Source organism: Methylomonas albis (assembly GCF_014850955.1).
Lineage (GTDB): Bacteria > Pseudomonadota > Gammaproteobacteria > Methylococcales > Methylomonadaceae > Methylomonas > Methylomonas albis.
Genome location: NZ_JACXSS010000001.1, coordinates 2521283 through 2540617, shown reverse-complemented (window position 1 = coordinate 2540617; position 19335 = coordinate 2521283). Strand labels below are relative to the sequence as shown.

Here is a 19335-nt window from a genome sequence, read left to right as displayed (position 1 = left end):
TGATCATCGATTTGGCTCTTTAATATGCGTTGTCCGTTTTGCTCAGCACAAGATACTCGGGTAATCGACACCCGCTTGGCCGACGACGGCGATCAAGTTAAACGCCGCCGCGAATGCGTGGCCTGCAAAGAGCGGTTTACCACCTTTGAAGTAGTTGAATTGACCCTGCCGCGCATCATCAAACGCAACGGCGCCCGGCAGAGCTTCGACGAAGCCAAGTTGCGGGCCGGCATGCAACGCGCCCTGGAAAAACGCCCGGTACAGGTCGACGCGGTCGAAGCGGCGCTTAGCCGCATCAAAAAAGCCCTGACAGCAAAAGGCGAGCGCGAGATTCCTGCGCGTGAATTAGGCGAACTGGTAATGCAGGAATTGCAGGCGTTGGACCATGTGGCCTTCGTGCGCTTTGCCTCGGTGTATCGCAGTTTTCAGGATGTCTCCGAATTCACCACCATGATCGAAAATCTGCAAAAGCATGACGTCTAGTCAAGATGCGGCCTATATGGCCCGCGCGGTTAAACTGGCGGAACACGGCAGGTACACGACTGACCCTAACCCGCATGTGGGCTGTGTGCTGGTGAAGGACGGTAAGATTATTGCCGAAGGCCGGACGCAGCGCGCCGGGTTTGCCCATGCAGAAGTCGATGCGCTGAGCAAAACAGATAACGCGCGAGGTGCGACGGCCTATGTCACGCTGGAACCTTGCAGTCACTTCGGTAAAACCGGCCCTTGCAGCGACGCATTAACCGCGGCGGGCGTCAGTCGAGTGGTAGTGGCCATGCCGGACCCCAATCCCCTGGTAGCTGGGCGCGGATTGCAAAAGCTCCGCGAAGCAGGTATTGAGGTGCTGGTCGGCGTCTTGGAGCAAGAAGCTGCAAAGCTAAACCAAGGCTTTTTTAAACGTATGCAGCAGGGCTTGCCGTGGATACGCAGCAAGCTGGCTATGAGCCTGGACGGTCGCACCGCGCTGGCGTCCGGCGAGAGCCAATGGATCACATCCGCCAATGCCAGGCAAGACGTGCAGCTCTGGCGGGCGGCCAGCAGCGCGATTGTCACCGGTATCGATACGGTGCTGTACGACGATCCGCAGTTGAATGCGCGCGTTGATTTCGACGCAGTTCAGCCGGTCAAAGTGGTGCTGGATTCGCAATTGCGCATGCCATTATCCGTAAGACTGCTGGAAAATGCAGTGGATGTCTGGATTATTACCTGCAGTGACGATGTGCTTAAAACGCAGACATTGCGAGACGTGGGCTGTAAAGTTTTTCAGGTCGATGCGCTGAACGGACGCGCAGACTTACCCCAGGTTTTTAAATTGTTGGCCGAGCTACAAATTAATACGGTATTGATCGAAGCCGGCGCCACCTTGAACGGCGCGCTGCTCGATAGTGGTTTGGTTGACGAATGGCTGATCTATATGGCGCCTTGCATATTAGGCGACGAGGGACGTGGACTTTTTCATTTGCCCGGCTTGCGGACGATGGCGGATAAAAAGCAGTTAAAGTTACTTGAAGTTAGACAAGTTGGCCCGGATTTGAGGCTGACGTTTAATTCGCGAATATAAAGGTCACAATGTTTACAGGTATCATACTTGCAGTCGGCAAAATCGCCAGCATCCAGCCGCGCGGCGGCGACTGTCGGTTGAAAGTCGACACGGGCAAACTGTCTTTAGTCGGTTGCGCACTAGGTGACAGTATTGCCGTCAACGGTGTTTGTTTGACCGCCGTCGAATTGGGCGAGCGTTATTTTTTTGCCGATGTCTCCAACGAGACTTTATCGTGCACGACTTTAAAAACGGCGACTACCGGTACGCCGGTTAATCTGGAGTTGGCGATGACGCCCTCCGGCCGGCTGGGCGGACATATCGTCAGCGGTCATGTCGATGGCATCGGCAAAGTGATCGAGAAACAGGCCGACGGTCGCTCGATTCGCTTCAAATTCAAGGCGCCGGATGTGCTGGCCAAATACATCGCCGAGAAAGGCTCAATCTGTATTAATGGCATCAGTCTGACTGTCAATAGTGTGGACGGCGCGTATTTTTCCGTGAACATTGTGCCGCATACCTTACAAGAAACCACCCTAGGTAGCACCCAGGTAGGCAGCGAGGTGAATCTGGAAGTGGATTTACTGGCCCGCTATCTGGAACGCTTAATGAAAGGCGAAGCGGCGGCGTACTGCCAAGGCGGTGTCACCGAGGCCTTATTACAAAACGCAGGCTTTATTAAATGAATAGCATAGAAGAAATCATCGACGACCTCCGCCAAGGCAAAATGGTCATCATCATGGACGATGAAGACCGGGAAAACGAAGGCGATTTGTTGATGGCGGCGGCTTTTGCCCGGCCGGAAGACATTAATTTCATGGCCAAATACGGCCGTGGTCTGATTTGTCTGACCTTGACCCGCGAACGTTGCCAGCAATTGCGTTTGCCCCTGATGGTCACCGACAACAATACCCCGTACACCACCAATTTTACGGTGTCGATTGAGGCTGCTACAGGTGTGACAACCGGTATTTCAGCCGCCGACCGCGCGTTGACAGTACAGGCGGCGGTGGCAAAAAATGCGCAACCGAGCGATCTGGTGCAACCCGGACATATTTTTCCATTGATGGCGCAAGCCGGCGGCGTACTAAACCGGGCTGGCCACACAGAAGCCGGTTGCGACCTGTCCAGGTTGGCGGGCGTCGAGCCGGCAGCCGTGATTGTGGAAATATTGAACGACGACGGTTCGATGGCACGCCGGCCTGACCTGGAGGTGTTTGCCGAGCAGCATGATCTTAAAATTGGCACCATTGCCGATTTGATTCATTACCGCATCAAACACGAAAATACGCTGGAGCGCATCAGCGAATGCGTTTATCCGACCGAATTCGGCGACTTCAGGCTTTACGCCTACCAAGACTGCAACGACGATAATGTGCATCTAGCCTTGGTGATGGGCAACGTGGCAGGCGATGACCCGGTGTTGGTGCGGGTCCATGCCCGCAATTTAATCGACGATTTATTGTTTTCCAAGCGTAGCGATTGCAGTCTGCCGGTCCGAGAGGCCTTGAAAAATATCGCCGAAGCCGGTCGCGGCGTATTGGTGATCATCCGTCAAAAAGAAAATAACAAAGACTTGGTGGAACTGATTCATACCTACCAAATGCAGGATCACGGCGTCAAAAACAGCCAAGACTTGAGTGCCGATGCCGATTGGCGCACCACCGGTGCCGGCTCGCGTATCTTGTCGGATTTGGGGGTGCGGCGCTTGAAGGTGATGGGCGCTCAGAAAAAATACATAGGCTTGTCCGGCTTCGATCTGGAAGTGGTCGAGCATATCGATGCGACGCATTGATAGTGGGTTTTAAAACATTTCAATCATTCAACAACAGGTAAACACATGGCGACAGTCACTACTCTGGAAGGCAATTTTTCCGCGCAAGGCGGCAAGTTTTGCATCGTTTCTTCACGCTTCAACAGCTTTATCGTCGAGCAGCTGGAAGGTGGCGCAATCGATGCACTGGTTCGCCATGGTGCGGATAAAAACGACATCACCCTGGTAAAAGCGCCCGGCGCCTTCGAATTACCGATGGTGGTGCAACGCATCGCCGCCAGCAAAAAATACGATGCGATTATTGCATTGGGTGCGGTAATTCGCGGCGGCACACCACACTTCGAATATGTGGCCGGCGAATGCGTAAAAGGCATCGCTCAGGTTGCTTTGCAATATGATGTGCCGGTGGCTTTTGGGGTGTTGACGGTAGACAGCATCGAACAGGCTATCGAACGTGCTGGCACCAAAGCCGGTAACAAAGGCGCGGAAGCTGCCTTGTCGGCGATAGAAATGGTCAGTCTGTTTAACAACCTGGGTCTTTAATGAGTCAAGCAAAAACCAACGCCAGAAAATGCGCGGTACAGGCGCTGTATCAATGGCAGATGTCAGGCGAGAGCCTGGTTCGCATCGAAACCTATTTTCTGGAAGAAGAGCATCTGAAAGGTGCGCAAAAAACCTATTTCAGCGAATTGTTTCATGGTGTGCCTAAGCAATTGGATGTGATCGATGCGGCGTTGACCGAATTCGTCGACAGGCCGGTGGAAAAAATCGATCCGGTGGAACGCGCGATTCTGCGTATCGGCGCATATGAGCTGATCAACCGCTTGGAAACGCCGTATAAGGTCATCATCAACGAAGGCGTCAATCTGGCTAAGGACTTTGGCGCCGACGGCAGCCATAAGTATATTAACGGCATACTGGATAAAGTCGCACAGAAACAGCGTGCCGTCGAGATTGCCGCAAAAAAGGCTAAACCGCAAAGCTGATGGCCTTGGCCGAATTCGACCTAATCCGTCGCTATTTCGCGGTCAATAAGCCGCAACATCCGTACAACCAATTAGGGATAGGCGACGACTGCGCATTACTAAACGTCCCGGCCGGTTACCAATTAGCGGTAACCGCCGATACGATGGTTGAGAACGTGCATTTCTTTGCCGATGCGGATCCTGAACTGCTTGGTCATAAACTGTTGGCAGTTAATCTCAGTGACTTGGCGGCAATGGGCGCCGAACCCTTTGCGGTGACATTGGCTTTGACCTTGCCCAAAGTCGATGAAGCTTGGCTGCAAGCTTTCTCGCTAGGCTTTATCAATCTGGCGCGTCAACATCATGTTGATCTGATCGGTGGCGATACTACGTCCGGGCCGTTGACCTTGACGGTGCAAGCGATGGGTGTGGTGCCGCAGGGCAGGGCGTTATTGCGTTCCAGCGCCCAAGTCGGTGATCTGATTTATGTCAGCGGTCAGCTCGGTAATGCTGGCTTGGGGCTGAAAATTAAGCAAGGCTATGCCTGCGCAGATCCGGAATTGGCCTTGCGATGCTTCAACCAACCGCAAGCTCGTGTCCAGCAAGGTTTGGCCTTGCGCGGCGTCGCCAATGCCTGTATCGACATTTCCGATGGCTTAGCGGCCGATTTGGGACATATTCTGGAGAAAAGCGGTGTCGGTGCCTGTTTGCAATGGCAGGATTTGCCCTTATCCGGTCAAGTGATGGATTACATAGCCCGAAGCGGCGATTGGCGCATGCCTTTGACGGCTGGCGACGATTATGAATTGTGTTTTACCGTGTCCGCCGATTTGTCGGCTTTGGTGCCGGCTGGTTCTTATTGCGTAGGAATGATCGAAGCGGTGCCGGGTTTGCGGGTTAACCGGGCAGGGCAGGTCAATAGTTTCGAGGTCAAGGGTTTTGAGCATTTTTCTTAGAGAGCATTACGGTAACAGTCGACTGACTGCGGCGCAGATCGTCAAAGATCCCACGCTGTTTCTGGCCTTCGGATTCGGTTCCGGTTTGTCCAAAGCCATGCCCGGCACCATGGGGACTATCGCCGCTATTCCCGTCTATTTGGCTTTGCTACAAACCAGCAATACGATCTATTTATTGGCGACGCTGATCAGTGCCGGCCTGGGCATCTGGATTTGCGACCAAGCCGCAAAAAAACTCGATGTCCACGACTTCGGCGGTATCGTTTGGGATGAAATTGCCGGGTTTTTGATTACAATGTTCGGTATCAGCTATTCCTGGCAGAGCTTATTAGCTGGCTTTGTGCTGTTTCGGTTTTTCGATATTGTTAAACCCTGGCCGATTAAATGGCTGGATAGGTATGTGGTAGGCGGGTTCGGCATTATGTTGGACGATGTCGTTGCCGGCCTGTTTGCCGCAATAGTTTTGCGTTTTTGGTTTTGAGCGGTATTTCTCGCTAAGGGGCCAAGTTTAACGCTAATTGAGCAGCGTCCCTGATGTCCGGGTTGCGGTGTTTCCTAAGTTGTTTTATCCGGGCAATCAATCTTTTATCTTCCACCATGGTGATGGTTCGCAGGGTTTGTTCGACAATCTCGTCGTCCATGTTTTCTAGCGCAAGCAACAGTAGCTCGGTGCGATCCGCAGGATTTTGCCAGTGGTTTATTTGGCGTACGGCCTGAGTCGTCACCAGTTTGGACGTGTCATGCAGCGCGGTAATCATACCTTGCTTGGCTGCCACGTCTGTATAATCACCCAGGGTCATTACCGCTATTTCCCTGTCGTATTCATCTTCGGCACTTTCGAGTTCGTGCAGTGCGTCGTTTAGTATTTCTAGTTTTTCGTTATCGCTTGTTTCGTTGTTGACGGGTGCTGGGTTCAGAATTAATTGGGCTTGTTGTTGTAGTTGCAAGTTGGCGCGCATCTTAATGGAATTGGAGTCGTTATCGGCAGCAGGCTTTGAATGACCGGGTAAGATTCTTTGGTAGCTGTAAACAAATCCCTCGCCAATCTCATTTCTATAACACAAGGCGATACCGGTCAAGGATAGGCAAATAATCGTTTCTATAAATAAGCGTTTGATTTTTGACATGTATTTCAAGCTTGCCAGTTGGTGATTTTGTATGGTTGACCGTAAATGTAACCGGCGACTAAAATCCCGTCCGATTTGCAGTTTATTGTCATCCAAACATTTAAATGTTGGAAATTTCCTGCAAACATCACTGCAGTCTTTTTAACAACTATAAACCAGGTGAAATAATGAATAAAAAATTATTACTTTGTGCTTCGACTCTTGCATTGGCCGCCACAAACGTGGCGTTTGCCGATAGAAACGATAACGACGACAGATCGGAAAATGTTTGCCCCGTCAGTCACGCCGCGTTGGAAACCGCGCTTAAATCCGCGCAGGCTCAAGCTAACGGCGGTCTGGGGTTTCATATGTGGGCATCAGTCGTCAACGCAAACGGTATTGTTTGCGCGGTCGCGAAATCCGGCGACGGATTGAATGCGCAATGGTTGGGTAGCCGAGTCATTTCAGCCCAAAAAGCCTATACCGCAAATGCGTTCAGTTTGACGGATGGCGCTAATCCAACTGCTGATTTGGATGGATTGGCTTTGTCGACAGCCAATCTTTATTCCGCCGTTCAACCGGGTGGTAGCTTGTTTGGTTTGCAACACAGCAATCCTGTCGATACCAATTGGGCTTATGCCGGTAACGCAAAAAAATTCGGCAGAAATGACGATCCGATGAATGGTCGTAGAGTAGGAGGCGTTAACGTTTTTGGCGGTGGTTTGGCGCTATACAATGAAAGCGGCAAATTGCTCGGTGCGGTTGGTGTTAGCGGCGACACGTCATGTGCTGACCATAATATCGCTTGGCGTGTGCGCGATAGCTTGAAGTTGGATTTTGTACCAGCCGGTCTTTCCGGCCCCAACGGCGACAATATTATCTTTGATTTGGATGCCAACGGTAAAAGTGCTCACGGCTTCGGTCACCCTAAATGTATAGGCGATGAAGATGTCAAAAATGCTGCGATTATCGTCTCAGCCCCTATAGGTAACAACCCGTAAACCGCTAAAACCAAGCCCACCTTACAATAGATGGCCGTATAGAAATTAATAGCATGTTTATTGCTTGCTAAATTTTATTTAGTCTGTATAATTAGCCAAATCAATCGCGGGGTGGAGCAGCTTGGTAGCTCGTCGGGCTCATAACCCGAAGGTCGTAGGTTCAAATCCTGCCCCCGCTACCAGACAAATCAAAGGCTTAGGTTTAACGACCTAGGCCTTTTTTTTAACTGTCGCAATTTTGTCGCAGTTAGAAATAAAACATTCCCAAAAGAGCCAACAAAAAACGGTGTTACTTGATTGGGTGTCAATTGTTGCGAGCTCATCGCTGAGTCAGGAAAATTGCCATCCTTGGCGGTTGCTTTGCCTTACTTATCGGCAGCTTCCAGATGGGTTTTTGCCCTGTGCAACTAGAAAAGTTAAGGGTGTATTTTACGAGTGCGACGGAACTGCCGTTTCGCGCATTGCAAGTTGCACTAGCTTTTTCAACACGGTGCGAAGAATGCCGCCATCTCGATAGTACTGAGCTTCAACGGCTGTGTCGATGCGGCTTATGGTTTGAAACCGGATAGCCGAACCGTCTTTTACTGCGGCCGAAACACTTATTTCTCGGCTGGTGATTGCGTCACTCAAATCGACAGAAAATATCTCGTTGCCCGTTAACTGGAGATTGGCCACTGTGTCGCCGGCCAAAAACTGTAGTGGCAAGATATCCATGCCGATCAAATTGCTGCGGTGGATTCTTTCGTAACTTTCGGCGATCACCACTTTAACCCCTAGCAAGTACGGCCCCTTGGCCGCCCAATCGCGCGACGAACCGGAACCGTACTCCTTGCCTGCCAAAATGCATAACGGCGTACCGGTTTGCTTATACCGCATCGCTGCGTCGAAAATACTAATCTGATCGCCGCTGAGATGGTGAACGGTCAGGTTGCCCTCGCTGCCCGGCACCAGCAGATTGCGAATACGAATATTGGCGAAAGTGCCGCGACTCATGACTTCGTCGTTGCCTCGGCGCGATCCGTAGCTATTCCAGTCGCTACGGGCTATGCCGTGCTCCAATAAATAGGTGGCGGCCGGCGAGTCAGCGGCAATCTGCCCCGCCGGAGAAATATGATCGGTCGTCACCGAGTCGCCGAATATTGCCAATACCCGTAGGCCGGTCAGCGGTGCAATCGATTGCGTTTGCGCGGACATGCCTTCGAAGAACGGCGGTTTGCGGATGTAAGTCGAATCGGCCTGCCATTGATAACGTTCGGATGCGGCCACCGGAATCTGCCGCCAGGTTGCGCTACCGGAAAACACGTCGGCATAACGCTGTTTAAACATCGCCGGCGTGACGAATTGGCGGATGGTGTCGGTGATTTCCTGATTGCTCGGCCAGATGTCTTTCAGATAGACAGGATGGCCGTCGTTGCCTGTGCCGATCAGATCGCGGCTGATGTCCATAGCCGTGGAACCGGCCAACGCATAAGCGACTACCAAGGGTGGCGAAGCAAGATAATTGGTCTTGGTCAACGGGTGTACGCGGCCTTCGAAATTTCGGTTGCCGGACAATATCGCCGAAACCACCAAGTTGTTTTCGAGTATGGCTGTTTCCACGGCCGGGTCCAATGGACCGGAATTGCCGATGCAGGTGGTGCAGCCGTAACCCACCAGATAAAAACCCAATTGTTCCAAATACGGCAGCAATCCGGATTTTTGCAAATAGTCCGTGACCACCAACGAGCCGGGGGCCAGCGAGGTTTTGACGTAGTTTTTGACTTTCAGACCTTTTTCCACTGCTTTTTTTGCCAGCAGGCCGGCGGCGAGCATGACTGATGGATTGCTGGTATTGGTGCAGGATGTGATAGCGGCAATCACCACAGCGCCGTGGGTTAGGGTTTCGCTACTGCCCCGAGTAGTTACTAGGTCTCGCCGATTCAGCTCGCTTGCCGCGAGACCCATGCCCTGATTGCCGGCCGGCGCAGTGAGCATTTGCCGATAGGTCGGTCCCAGCCGGCTCAACGGGACGCGGTCTTGTGGGCGTTTTGGGCCGGCAACCGACGGTTCTATACCTGCAAGCTCAAGCTCGACTATTTGGCTGAACTCGGGGTCTACGGTCGACTTGTCGCGAAACAAGCCTTGCAGTTTGGCGTAATGTTCGACCAGCGTAATTTGCGTGTCGCTACGTCCGGTCAGCCGCAGGTAGTTCAGGGTTTCATCGTCGATGGGGAAATAGCTCACCGTCGCACCTTGTTCCGGCGCCATGTTGCCGATGGTAGCGCGGTCCGCGACGCTTAGCGAGGATAGGCCGGAGCCGAAAAACTCGACGAATTTTCCTACGACGCCAATCTCTCTACACAGCTCGGTAAGCCGTAACACCAGATCGGTGGCGGTGACGCCGGTTGGCAGGTTGCCGGTTACTTTTATGCCGACCACATCGGGGAGCAGCATATAGATCGGTTGATCCAGCATTACGGCTTCGGCTTCGATGCCGCCGACGCCCCAGGCCAATACGCCCAAGCCGTTGACCATAGTCGTGTGCGAATCGGTCCCTACGCAGCTGTCGGGGTAACAGACATTAGAAGTTTTATCGCGGCATACCACCGAGGCCAGATATTCCAGATTAACCTGATGTACGATGCCGGTGGCAGGCGGGACGACCCGTAAATTGCGGAATGCGGCTTGGCCCCATTTCAGAAAGGTATAGCGTTCGGCGTTGCGCTGAAACTCCAGCGTTTCATTCTGGGCCAAGGCATTGGCCTTGCCGAAGTAGTCCACCTGAACCGAATGATCGATCACCAGATCGCACGGTACCAACGGATTGATCTTGCTGGGATCGCCGCCCAAATCGCTCATCGCATCGCGCATTGCCGCCAAATCAACCAATGCGGGGACGCCGGTAAAGTCCTGTAACACCACCCGCGCGGGTTTGAAAGGTATCTCGTGTCGGACGCCGTGCGCTTGCCAACCAGCCACCTTGATGACGTCTTGTTCGTGGATTTGGTAGCCGTCGCAGTGGCGTAACGCTGACTCCAACAGAATCTTGATGGTAAACGGGAGCCGGGCAATACCCATCCCATTGCCGACATTCAGATCAGGTAATGAATAATAGGTAGCCTGAGGAGCTGATGGGAGGCCTAAAGGCCTTATCACACCGAAAGGATCGAAATTTGCCATGATGAATTCTCCTGTCGATTGGAGAGCTGCTGACGTGATAACGCCGCACAGTGGAAGACTCACTACAGGCGGTTAAGTTCGCTTAGCCTAGCGAGCTAGCCGTTGCAAACATCTTTAACCCAAAAGTTTGTTTATAAAATCAAACTTATCGTTATCCATATTGTCGGATCGGCTTTACGGTGCGAATGGCTTTATCCCACATGCAAAGGGGGCGTTATGGTTAATACCGAAATCGATCAAGATGCCGTGTTAAGCGTTTTGAATAATATTCTGGAAGCCGAATTAGCGGGTGTCGTGCGTTATACTCACTATGCTTTGATGGTGTTCGGCTACAACCGTATTCCGATCGTGTCGTGGATGCGTGCTCAAGCCTCGGAGTCGTTGACGCATGCCAACCAGGCCGGCGAAATGATCACCCATTTGGGCGGGCATCCGTCGTTGGGCATTGGCCCGCTACTCGAAACCCACCGTCACGACATCGGCGACATTTTACGCGAATCGCTTGAGCACGAAACTCAAGCTCTGGCCGAATACCACCGCTTGCTGGGTTTGGTAAACGGCCGCAATGTGCTGTTGGAAGAGTACGCGCGGCGCCTGTGTGCCCTGGAAGAAACTCACGTCGGCGAAGTGCGTAAGATGTTGTTGAAACCCGGCGATTTATAGGCGGATCAAGGCATGAACGCGGAGTCTTCCAAAGTGCGGATCGAGATGGACTCTTTTGGCGAAATCGCCGTGCCGGCCGAGAAATACTGGGGCGCGCAAACTCAACGATCTTTACAGCATTTCAAAATCGGTAACGAACGACTGCCCAGGCCGCTGATTCGGGCGCTTGGTATCGTCAAGCGTTGCGCGGCACTGGCTAACATCGAAGTCGTTAATATCGACGTTACGATTGCGCAGGCGATTGCCGAAGCCGCGCAGAAAGTCATAGAAGGCGAATTGGACGAACACTTTCCCTTAGTGATCTGGCAAACCGGTTCCGGCACCCAATCCAATATGAATGCCAACGAGGTCATCGCCAATCTGGCCTGCGAACGACTCGGCGGCGCGCTAGGTTCAAAAATACCGGTGCATCCCAACGATCATTGCAATCGCAGCCAATCCAGCAACGATGTGTTCCCAACCGCGATGCATATCGCCACAGTTGAGCAATTGCATCAATTACTGATTCCGGCCCTGCAACGCCTGCATCAGGTGTTGCACGATAAATCCCAGGCCTGGGACAGCATCATCAAAATCGGCCGCACGCATCTGCAGGACGCCACGCCGTTGACCTTAGGCCAGGAGTTTTCAGGCTATGCCACGCAAGTACAACTAGCTATCGAGCGTATTAACGACAGTGTTAAACGTTTGTACCCGCTGGCTCAAGGCGGTACGGCGGTCGGCACCGGTCTGAATGCCAAGCCGGGTTTTGCGGAAGCCTTTGCCGAACAGGTGGCGAGTTTTACCGGCTTGCCGTTTGTGTCCGCCCACAACAGGTTCGAGGCAATGGCCAGCCATGATGCGTTGGTGGAAATCTCTGGGGTGTTGAATTCCATCGCAGTTAGCCTCAACAAAATCGCCAACGATGTGCGCCTGCTGGGTTCCGGGCCGCGTTGCGGCTTGGGGGAATTGATGCTTCCCGAAAACGAGCCCGGTTCATCCATCATGCCCGGCAAGGTCAATCCTACCCAATGCGAGGCCTTGAGCATGGTGTGCGCACAGGTTATAGGCAACCACGTGACGGTGACATTCGCCGGCGCGCAAGGGCATCTGGAGCTTAACGCTTTCAAGCCGGTGATCATTTACAACGTCTTGCAATCGATCCGCTTACTCGCCGACGCCGCCATCAGTTTTACCGACCATTGTCTGGCCGGTATCGTGCCGAACACTGAACGTATCGAGCAGTTAATGCAGCAATCGTTGATGTTGGTGACCGCCTTGGTGCCGCAGATCGGTTACGACAATGCCGCGCGTATCGCCAAGGCGGCGATGGCCAATCGCAGTACACTGCGGGAAGAAGCTATTGCCAGCGGCTTGATTAGTGCCGAAGGTTTTGATGCCATCGTTTGCCCGGCGCGCATGGTCGGCACAAAATAGTTTTCTTATGGCCATCGCCACACTTTAGGAGATCGAAAAATGCCTCGCCAAGACTTCCCGGAAAACTCTCAACAATGGGTTTGCCTGCAATGTGGTTATAACATGATCGGCGAGATGCCGGACGTGTGCCCGTTTTGCGGCGCCCACCACGATCAGTTCATGGCTTGGGACGAAGCCGAAAAGGCCTATCGCGTCACCGTTCATCCGGTAAACGATGTGGTCAGCCAATTGCTGTCGGAGCCGAAACTGGGTTTGGAACACAGCGCGTACCGTATTGAAACCGCGGATGGTGCGGTGTGGATTGATTCGCCGTCGGCATTTAATCGCGATTTGGCGCCGGTGCAAAGCATACTATTCACCCACCACCATTTCCTAGGCGCGTCTAATCAATACCGGCGAATCTGGAACGCCGAGGTCTGGTTGCATGAACTGGATGCCAAGCACCATTTGGTCGATTTATTCGACATCGACCGGCGTTTCACTGAGGACTTCAGCCACCGTGGCGTAGAGGCTTACCACGTCGGCGGCCATACGCCGGGATTTACCTTTTATATCTACCGGGATGTGTTGTTCATCTGCGACTACGTGTTTCTGACGTCATCCGGGCTGTGTTTCAATCCATACGGACCGGAATCGGAAACCCGCAAACAAGCGCAACGGATTTACCAAATCATCGGCACGAAATCCCTTAAAACGGTTTGTGCTTATAACTACGTTGCAAACTTTTCGGACTGGCTGCCGGGATTCGAACGGCTGTTATCGGTGACGTGAAGCTTGCCATGCCAGCCGATACCGAACGCCAAAATGACCAGCCATTGACCGTTTATTATGACGGTGCCTGTCCGAAATGCGTCCGCGACAGAGATTCCTACCAAAAACTCTCCGGTGCTACGGACCAGCAAGTCTGTTGGTTTGATATTACCGGCCAGGAAAGCCGGTTGTGCGAGCTGGGCATCGATCCAAAACTAGCCTTATCAGAATTGCACGTGCGTAAAGTCGACGGCAGTGTCGTCACCGAGTTGGATGCCTACATCGTGTTGATGGCTAAAGTGCCTAAGCTAAAACCGCTCGCCTGGTTGATTGGTCTGCCATTCATTCGGCCCTTGTTAGCCAGAATGTATCATTGGCAGGTAAATCACCGGTTGCAGCGTAGAGGTTTGCAATAAGGGTATTCTTCTGCGGCGGCAACTTTTATTGGCCGTTAGGCGATATTATTCAGATTTAGCTAAATGGTGCTGTATATCGCTGGGTAGATCGACGTTACCATGCGCGCGTGCCTGAGCGTCAAACCATTCGTGTAGCGCCGAAACAAATTGCGGATATTCGCTGTAATAACGAATTTGGCCACCATTTTCCAAGTCTCGATACGCGAATCTTATATCAGCCGATTTGGCTGTTTTTAACTGCATAAGCCCAGGCATATTGGCACCATGCATGCGTTCAGTTGTCGAAAAATCGCCTTTTCTGAATTGCCCGATCATTTTACGCAAATGGGTCTGAATCGATGCTATCAACATGCTATCGGTTGCGGATTTGGCTACGACATGTTGCACGCCGCCGTGTCTCGTTTTGGTAAAAGATGACTCGGTTTGCTCGACTGTGTAAGGTAATAAGCTGTCCAAAGATTTCTCCAGGATTTTAGCTTGGGTATTCGTGTTTTTTTCGTCGGCGTGCAGGATGGCGGTAAAAATGAACAGAGCGATGAAGACTATAAAGATTTTTGTCATGGTCTTTCTCCAGTTTTTTGCTAAATGCAGTTGTCAGCAATTGAATATTGGCAACGCGGGGCATTGACGGGCAAGGTAGCTATAGACGTGGATTTGGTTACGGCCTTTTTTCTTGGCTTCGTAGCAAGCTGAATCGGCGTGGTACAGTGCGTCCGCAATATTGCCAGCGGTACCGGCCAGCGCGCTGATGCCGATGCTGGCGTTGACCGCAAACTCTTGGCCCGCCCAAATCAGGCGCAAATTTCCGCACGCATTCGCACAATTCGTTGGCAATGTCATAGGCCTGATCTATTGTCGTGTGCTCCAGTAGCAAAGCGAATTCGTCGCCGCCAAGCCTTGCCAAGGTATCCCGTTGCCGTAACTTCGACGTCAGTAACCCGGCGAAGCTTTGCAATACGTGGTCCCCCGCCGCGTGAATGTTGGCGTTGCATTTTGACACTACTTATTTCGAGCAAAAATACGGACGACTACGTATTTGACTCAGGCGCAAGGGTATTTAACCGAGGTGGCAGCAGGTGAAGGGCTGAGGGGGGAATAAAGTCATTTCTGTGGGCACATAGGTAGACGTACGTACTTGATGGCCCCATCTGGGAGGCTTATGCTGGTGAAAGCCGCGCTAGGTAAGTTTGCGTCTGCGGGTTAACTTGGCGGCTAGGAAACGCCGCAACGAACATCTGTGAACGGGCCAAGGAGGATAGAAATGTCAGACTTGCTGCAAGCTGCATCGGCACCATTGCTACTGGCGGTGTTGGATGCACAAGATGTCTGCGTGATGGCCACCGACAGCCAAGGCATTATTCAGGCATTTAATCCGGCCGCTGAACGGCTATTGGGTTACAACCGGACGGAAGTGGTCGGTATCCTCACGCCTTTGTTTTTCTTCGATGCTACCGACCTTGCCGAAAAAGACATCGCGCTACATGAAAGGACGACGGCGGAAAGTCTGCAAGCCCTGAGTTTAATTTGCGGTGAGCACTGCGAATGGACTTATAACGGCAAAATCAATAGCCGCATTCCGGTAGCACTCTCCGTGTTCTCTTTGGCAGAGTCCCAGGGCCTCGAGGCAGGTTATCTGCTGGCGGCTAGCCCAATGAAAAAGCCGCCAAACTCGCCCGAAGCGTCGGAACAGTTTATCCATGCCGTCGTCAGTGCACTACCGATTCAGTTTTGCGTGCTCGATGCGGCCGGCACTATCTTGGCCGGCAATAGGCCCTGGGCGGAGATTGAAGCTGCGAAAAGCGTCGGACCACAGACTTTGCCGATCGGCCAAAACTATTTGTCACTACTGGAAGGGGGCTTGGCTCGCCATTTCGGCGCCGAAGGTTTTATTCAGGGCGTGCGGTCGGTGCTGAACGGTACGCAAACGGCCTTCGCTATGGAATACTCCTATGCTTCGCGGACCGGGCGGCGATGGTTTGAAGGTAAAGTGGTACCTTTTTCCGATCAAGCCATGGGTAAGGCCATCGTGATGCACGAAAATATCACCGAACATAAAAAGCTGGAGCACCGGTTTCGCCAAGCCATCGAATCCGCGCCCAGCGCCATTGTGATGGTTAACGAGTTGGGCACCATTGTGATGATCAATGTTCAAACCGAGAAATCGTTTGGTTACTCGCGCGATGAGCTGATCGGGCAGGCTGTTGAGGTATTGGTGCCGGAGCGATTTCGCGGTCCGCATATCGGTTTTCGCCAGGCTTATCTGGCCGCTCCGGTATCCCGGCCCATGGGCGAAGGCCGGGAGCTGTTCGGTCTGCGTAAAGACGGCAGCGAATTCCCCGTCGAAATTGGCCTGGGGCTGATTGATGACGAGGACGGTATCATCGTGCTAAGTTCCATCATCGATATTACCGAGCGCCGGAACGCTAGCGATAAATTAAAGCAAGCCCTCAACGAAAAAGAAGTATTGCTCAAGGAGGTGTACCACCGGGTCAAGAACAATTTGCAGGTAGTGTCCAGTCTGATCAACTTGCAGGCGGGCAATGTCAAAAACGAGACGACCGGCGATTTGTTGAAGCAGAGTGCCGACCGGATAAAAGCCATGGCCCTGTTGCACGAAAAGCTTTACCACTCCAAGGATCTGGCGAAGATCGATTTCAAAGATTATATTCGCAGTTTGGTCGACCATTTATTGTTCGGCTATGGAACGCATTCGAGCAAAATCGCTGTCGATCTAAGAGTCGACGAGGTGTATCTGAATGTCGACACCGCGATTCCCTGCGGGCTGATCATCAACGAACTGCTGTCCAATGCGCTGAAACATGCATTTCCCGGCGATAGCTGCGGGAAAGTCGACATAAGCTTTACTCACAGCCAAGGCGAACTGATGTTGGTGATTGCCGATAACGGTATCGGTCTTCCTGACCAACTCGAAATAAACCATAGCACTTCCTTGGGCCTACAGTTGGTCCACACCCTGACTAACCAGTTAATGGGGGAAATGACCGTTGAGCGTAGCCATGGCGCCGCCTTTACGCTGCGTTTCGCCGAAATACTTTGATCGGGAGGACCCTGCCATGCCGAACAGCAAGATTCTGATTGTCGAAGATGAAGGCATCATCGCCATGGATATTCGCAGGCAGCTGGAAGACTTCGGCTACGAAGTGGTCGCCACCGCGTTTTCGGGCGGGCAAGCAATTACCTTGGCCGAACAGAGCCAGCCTGATCTGGTGTTGATGGATATCGTACTTAAAGGCGAGATGGACGGCATCAGTGCGGCGCATGCGATCAGCGAGACCTTGCGCATTCCAGTAATCTTCCTGACCGCTTATAGCGATCCCGATACCTTGCGACGCGCGCAGGCCACCGGTGCCTACGGCTATCTGATCAAGCCGTTCCGCCCCGACGAATTGCACGCGTCGATTGAAGTTGCACTTTATAAGCGCCAGTTGGAACAAAAACTCAAAGATAGCGAGCAATGGTTTGCCAAAACGCTGCATTGTATTAGCGACGCAGTGATTGCAACCGACGGCGCAGGTAACATTCGCTTCATGAATCCGGTGGCCGAGGCCGCGATCGGATTGGACCTGGAGCACGCCAAGGGCACCAGCGTCGAGCAACTAATGACGCTGCTTAACCAAAGCAATCGCGCAGTTATGGAAAACCCCGTGCCGAAAACACTTAAGAGCCGCCAGGTTACCAGTATGGATTGCGCCACGCTGCTAGTGAATCAATCCGGTCACGAATTTCCGGTGGAAGATGGCGCGGCACCCATTCTGGATGATGACGGAAGTTTGTTGGGCGCGGTGATGGTGTTTCGCGACATCAGCGAACGGCGGCGCATGGAGAAGTTACTGCGCGAGAGCGAGGAGCGCTTTCATAGCGCCTTCGACTTAGCCTCTATCGGCATGGCATTGATTGCACTAGACGGCGGATTTTTGCAAGTCAACAACTCGTTAATGGACATCTTCGGTTATTCGAAACCTGAATTATTGCAAGCGAATCTACAAATGCTGACGCATGCGGAGAATACGGATAACGCCATGGCGCTTCGCCTGAGGCAATTATTGGCCGATGAGTTGCCATCATTTCAAATCGAGATTGAGTGTTACCATAAAATCGTCGGTAAAGTCGTATGGGCCTTGTTAAGCGGGTCCTTGGTCCGCAATTCGGATGGCGAGCCGCAGTATTTCATCTTGCAAATTCAGGACATTACCAACCGCAAGTTTGCCGAGCAGCAATTGCTGTACTTAGCGAATCACGATCCCTTAACCGGACTTTTGAACCGGGAGCAGTTCCATAACCGCCTAACCAAAGCTTTGGCAGCTGTGCAGCGTTACGACACGAAATTAGCGTTGATGTATTTGGATTTGGATCGTTTTAAATTGATCAACGATACCTTGGGCCATAGGCTAGGAGATTTGCTGCTACAGTCGGTTAGCGACCGATTGCGGACCTCGATTAGGGCACAAGATATTCTGGCTCGGTTGGGCGGTGATGAGTTCATCATCCTACTGAGTGATATTAACAAAATCGACGATGCTGCCAGGGTCGCCGAAAAGACTATCGATATGCTCACGCAATCTTACACGCTAGAGGGTAACAATATCGTGGTGACGGCCAGCATCGGCATCAGCATTTACCCAGATGACGGCAAGGATAGTCACACCTTGCTGATGAATGCCGATGCGGCCATGTATTTAGCCAAGGAACGCGGGAAAAACAATTATCAATTTTATACCTTGGCGATGACGGAAAGATCGCTGGAGCGCATGACCATCGAGCGCGGCTTACGCCGGGCATTGGCCAATAACGAGCTGCGGGTACATTACCAACCGCAGATTGATTTAGCCTCCGGGCTGGCAACCTGCGTCGAAGCTTTGGTTCGTTGGCAGCATCCGGAATGGGGGCTGGTTTACCCGGACAGATTTATCGGGGTTGCCGAAGAGACTGGTTTGATCGTACCCATTGGTGCCTGGGTATTAAGTACCGCTTGCAAACAAGTCAAATCTTGGCATGAACATGATGGGCCATTCAGTGCAGTAGCGGTCAATTTATCGGCACGGCAGTTTTTAGAAAACAATCTCTACCAAACCGTTAAACAGACGCTGGTGGAAACCGGGCTTAATCCGTCTGCACTAGAACTGGAAATCACCGAGTCTGCAGTCATGCAAGATCCGGAAAACACCTTGAAGGTGTTGCAACAACTGCGTGAACTCGGCGTTACATTGAGTATCGACGATTTTGGCACCGGCTATTCCAGTCTGACCTACCTCAGGCGATTTCCGGTACAAAGCGTCAAGATCGACCAAACCTTCGTGGCCGACATCTCCAACGACGAAGGCTGCCGGACGCTGGTCAGCGCGATTATTGCACTGACTCATGAGTTAAAACTCAATGTGATTGCGGAAGGCGTGGAAACCGAAGAGCAGTTGGCTTTCCTTAGCAAACAGCGTTGCGATTCGCTACAGGGTTATATTTTCAGCCGACCGGAAACTTCAGCAACGCTGGAAAACGAATTTAAAGCGACTCAATTCAAGACGCAACTACATCGTTACAACTGAGGCGATCCGGCTATTTTTTGTAGCGATC

Annotated in this window: 19 protein-coding genes, 1 tRNA gene and 1 pseudogene; 16 read left to right on the top strand and 5 right to left on the bottom strand. The window is 52.3% G+C overall.

Features of this window, described 5'->3' with window-relative positions; translation table 11 throughout:
• Positions 1 to 24: 24 nt before the first annotated feature.
• Genes nrdR through EBA_RS11660 form a run of 8 tightly spaced genes read left to right on the top strand, consistent with a single transcriptional unit; the run spans position 25 to position 5716 of the window.
• A complete protein-coding gene (nrdR, locus tag EBA_RS11695) occupies positions 25 to 483 on the top strand; it encodes a transcriptional regulator NrdR (RefSeq protein ID WP_192374881.1) in 459 nt (152 codons plus the stop codon).
• Positions 473 to 1561 carry a bifunctional diaminohydroxyphosphoribosylaminopyrimidine deaminase/5-amino-6-(5-phosphoribosylamino)uracil reductase RibD gene (gene ribD, locus EBA_RS11690; protein WP_192374880.1) on the top strand — a complete coding sequence of 363 codons (1089 nt, stop codon included), beginning with the start codon at positions 473 to 475 and terminating at the stop codon, positions 1559 to 1561. Before nrdR ends, ribD begins: the two co-directional genes overlap by 11 nt.
• A gap of 8 nt (positions 1562 to 1569) precedes the next feature.
• Positions 1570 to 2226 carry a riboflavin synthase gene (locus EBA_RS11685; RefSeq protein ID WP_192374879.1) on the top strand — a complete coding sequence of 219 codons (657 nt, stop codon included), beginning with the start codon at positions 1570 to 1572 and terminating at the stop codon, positions 2224 to 2226.
• Positions 2223 to 3335, top strand: coding sequence for a bifunctional 3,4-dihydroxy-2-butanone-4-phosphate synthase/GTP cyclohydrolase II (gene ribBA / locus EBA_RS11680; protein ID WP_192374878.1), 1113 nt, complete (start codon positions 2223 to 2225; stop codon positions 3333 to 3335). Before EBA_RS11685 ends, ribBA begins: the two co-directional genes overlap by 4 nt.
• 45 nt (positions 3336 to 3380) lie before the next feature.
• On the top strand, positions 3381 to 3857 hold the full coding sequence (gene ribH / locus EBA_RS11675; RefSeq protein WP_192374877.1) for a 6,7-dimethyl-8-ribityllumazine synthase: 477 nt from the start codon (positions 3381 to 3383) through the stop codon (positions 3855 to 3857).
• On the top strand, positions 3857 to 4300 hold the full coding sequence (gene nusB, locus EBA_RS11670; protein WP_192374876.1) for a transcription antitermination factor NusB: 444 nt from the start codon (positions 3857 to 3859) through the stop codon (positions 4298 to 4300). Before ribH ends, nusB begins: the two co-directional genes overlap by 1 nt.
• Positions 4300 to 5235 (top strand): thiamine-phosphate kinase, encoded by a 936-nt coding sequence (gene thiL, locus EBA_RS11665; RefSeq protein ID WP_192374875.1) that lies wholly within the window; start codon positions 4300 to 4302, stop codon positions 5233 to 5235. The genes nusB and thiL overlap by 1 nt, the downstream gene beginning before the upstream one ends.
• Positions 5219 to 5716 (top strand): phosphatidylglycerophosphatase A family protein, encoded by a 498-nt coding sequence (locus tag EBA_RS11660; protein ID WP_192374874.1) that lies wholly within the window; start codon positions 5219 to 5221, stop codon positions 5714 to 5716. The genes thiL and EBA_RS11660 overlap by 17 nt, the downstream gene beginning before the upstream one ends.
• A gap of 13 nt (positions 5717 to 5729) precedes the next feature.
• Here the strand turns inward: EBA_RS11660 and EBA_RS11655 are convergent, their stop codons facing one another.
• Positions 5730 to 6362, bottom strand: coding sequence for a HEAT repeat domain-containing protein (locus EBA_RS11655; protein WP_192374873.1), 633 nt, complete (start codon positions 6360 to 6362; stop codon positions 5730 to 5732).
• Between the two features lie 167 nt (positions 6363 to 6529).
• Between EBA_RS11655 and EBA_RS11650 the strand changes: the two genes are divergently transcribed.
• Positions 6530 to 7342, top strand: coding sequence for a GlcG/HbpS family heme-binding protein (locus tag EBA_RS11650; RefSeq protein WP_192374872.1), 813 nt, complete (start codon positions 6530 to 6532; stop codon positions 7340 to 7342).
• 105 nt (positions 7343 to 7447) lie between these two features.
• A tRNA-Met gene (locus tag EBA_RS11645) sits at positions 7448 to 7524 on the top strand.
• Between the two features lie 247 nt (positions 7525 to 7771).
• Here EBA_RS11645 and acnA read toward each other — a convergent pair.
• The gene (gene acnA / locus EBA_RS11640; RefSeq protein WP_192374871.1) at positions 7772 to 10501 is read right to left on the bottom strand and encodes an aconitate hydratase AcnA; all 2730 of its coding nucleotides are present in this window, start codon (positions 10499 to 10501) and stop codon (positions 7772 to 7774) included.
• 216 nt (positions 10502 to 10717) lie between these two features.
• Between acnA and EBA_RS11635 the strand changes: the two genes are divergently transcribed.
• Genes EBA_RS11635 through EBA_RS11620 form a run of 4 tightly spaced genes read left to right on the top strand, consistent with a single transcriptional unit; the run spans position 10718 to position 13746 of the window.
• Positions 10718 to 11164 (top strand): ferritin-like domain-containing protein, encoded by a 447-nt coding sequence (locus tag EBA_RS11635; RefSeq protein WP_192374870.1) that lies wholly within the window; start codon positions 10718 to 10720, stop codon positions 11162 to 11164.
• Between the two features lie 12 nt (positions 11165 to 11176).
• Entirely contained in the window at positions 11177 to 12580 is a 1404-nt protein-coding gene (fumC, locus tag EBA_RS11630; RefSeq protein ID WP_192374869.1) for a class II fumarate hydratase, read from the top strand.
• 39 nt (positions 12581 to 12619) lie between these two features.
• The gene (locus EBA_RS11625; RefSeq protein WP_192374868.1) at positions 12620 to 13351 is read left to right on the top strand and encodes an MBL fold metallo-hydrolase; all 732 of its coding nucleotides are present in this window, start codon (positions 12620 to 12622) and stop codon (positions 13349 to 13351) included.
• Between the two features lie 8 nt (positions 13352 to 13359).
• Entirely contained in the window at positions 13360 to 13746 is a 387-nt protein-coding gene (locus tag EBA_RS11620; protein ID WP_192374867.1) for a thiol-disulfide oxidoreductase DCC family protein, read from the top strand.
• A 45-nt stretch (positions 13747 to 13791) separates the two neighbouring features.
• Here EBA_RS11620 and EBA_RS11615 read toward each other — a convergent pair whose 3' ends face one another.
• From EBA_RS11615 to EBA_RS24915, 3 genes and pseudogenes are all read right to left on the bottom strand, one after another.
• Positions 13792 to 14307 (bottom strand): aspartate carbamoyltransferase, encoded by a 516-nt coding sequence (locus EBA_RS11615; protein ID WP_225616177.1) that lies wholly within the window; start codon positions 14305 to 14307, stop codon positions 13792 to 13794.
• Positions 14308 to 14340: 33 nt separating this feature from the next.
• Positions 14341 to 14586 carry a GGDEF domain-containing protein gene (locus EBA_RS11610; RefSeq protein WP_229427401.1) on the bottom strand — a complete coding sequence of 82 codons (246 nt, stop codon included), beginning with the start codon at positions 14584 to 14586 and terminating at the stop codon, positions 14341 to 14343.
• A 16-nt stretch (positions 14587 to 14602) separates the two neighbouring features.
• A pseudogene (locus EBA_RS24915) lies at positions 14603 to 14746 on the bottom strand (diguanylate cyclase domain-containing protein); the annotation flags it as partial.
• 261 nt (positions 14747 to 15007) lie between these two features.
• Here EBA_RS24915 and EBA_RS11605 point away from each other — a divergent pair.
• Both EBA_RS11605 and EBA_RS11600 read left to right on the top strand, forming a co-directional pair.
• Positions 15008 to 16804, top strand: coding sequence for a PAS domain S-box protein (locus EBA_RS11605; RefSeq protein ID WP_192374865.1), 1797 nt, complete (start codon positions 15008 to 15010; stop codon positions 16802 to 16804).
• A 16-nt stretch (positions 16805 to 16820) separates the two neighbouring features.
• A complete protein-coding gene (locus EBA_RS11600; protein ID WP_192374864.1) occupies positions 16821 to 19307 on the top strand; it encodes a GGDEF domain-containing response regulator in 2487 nt (828 codons plus the stop codon).
• Positions 19308 to 19335: the final 28 nt, after the last annotated feature.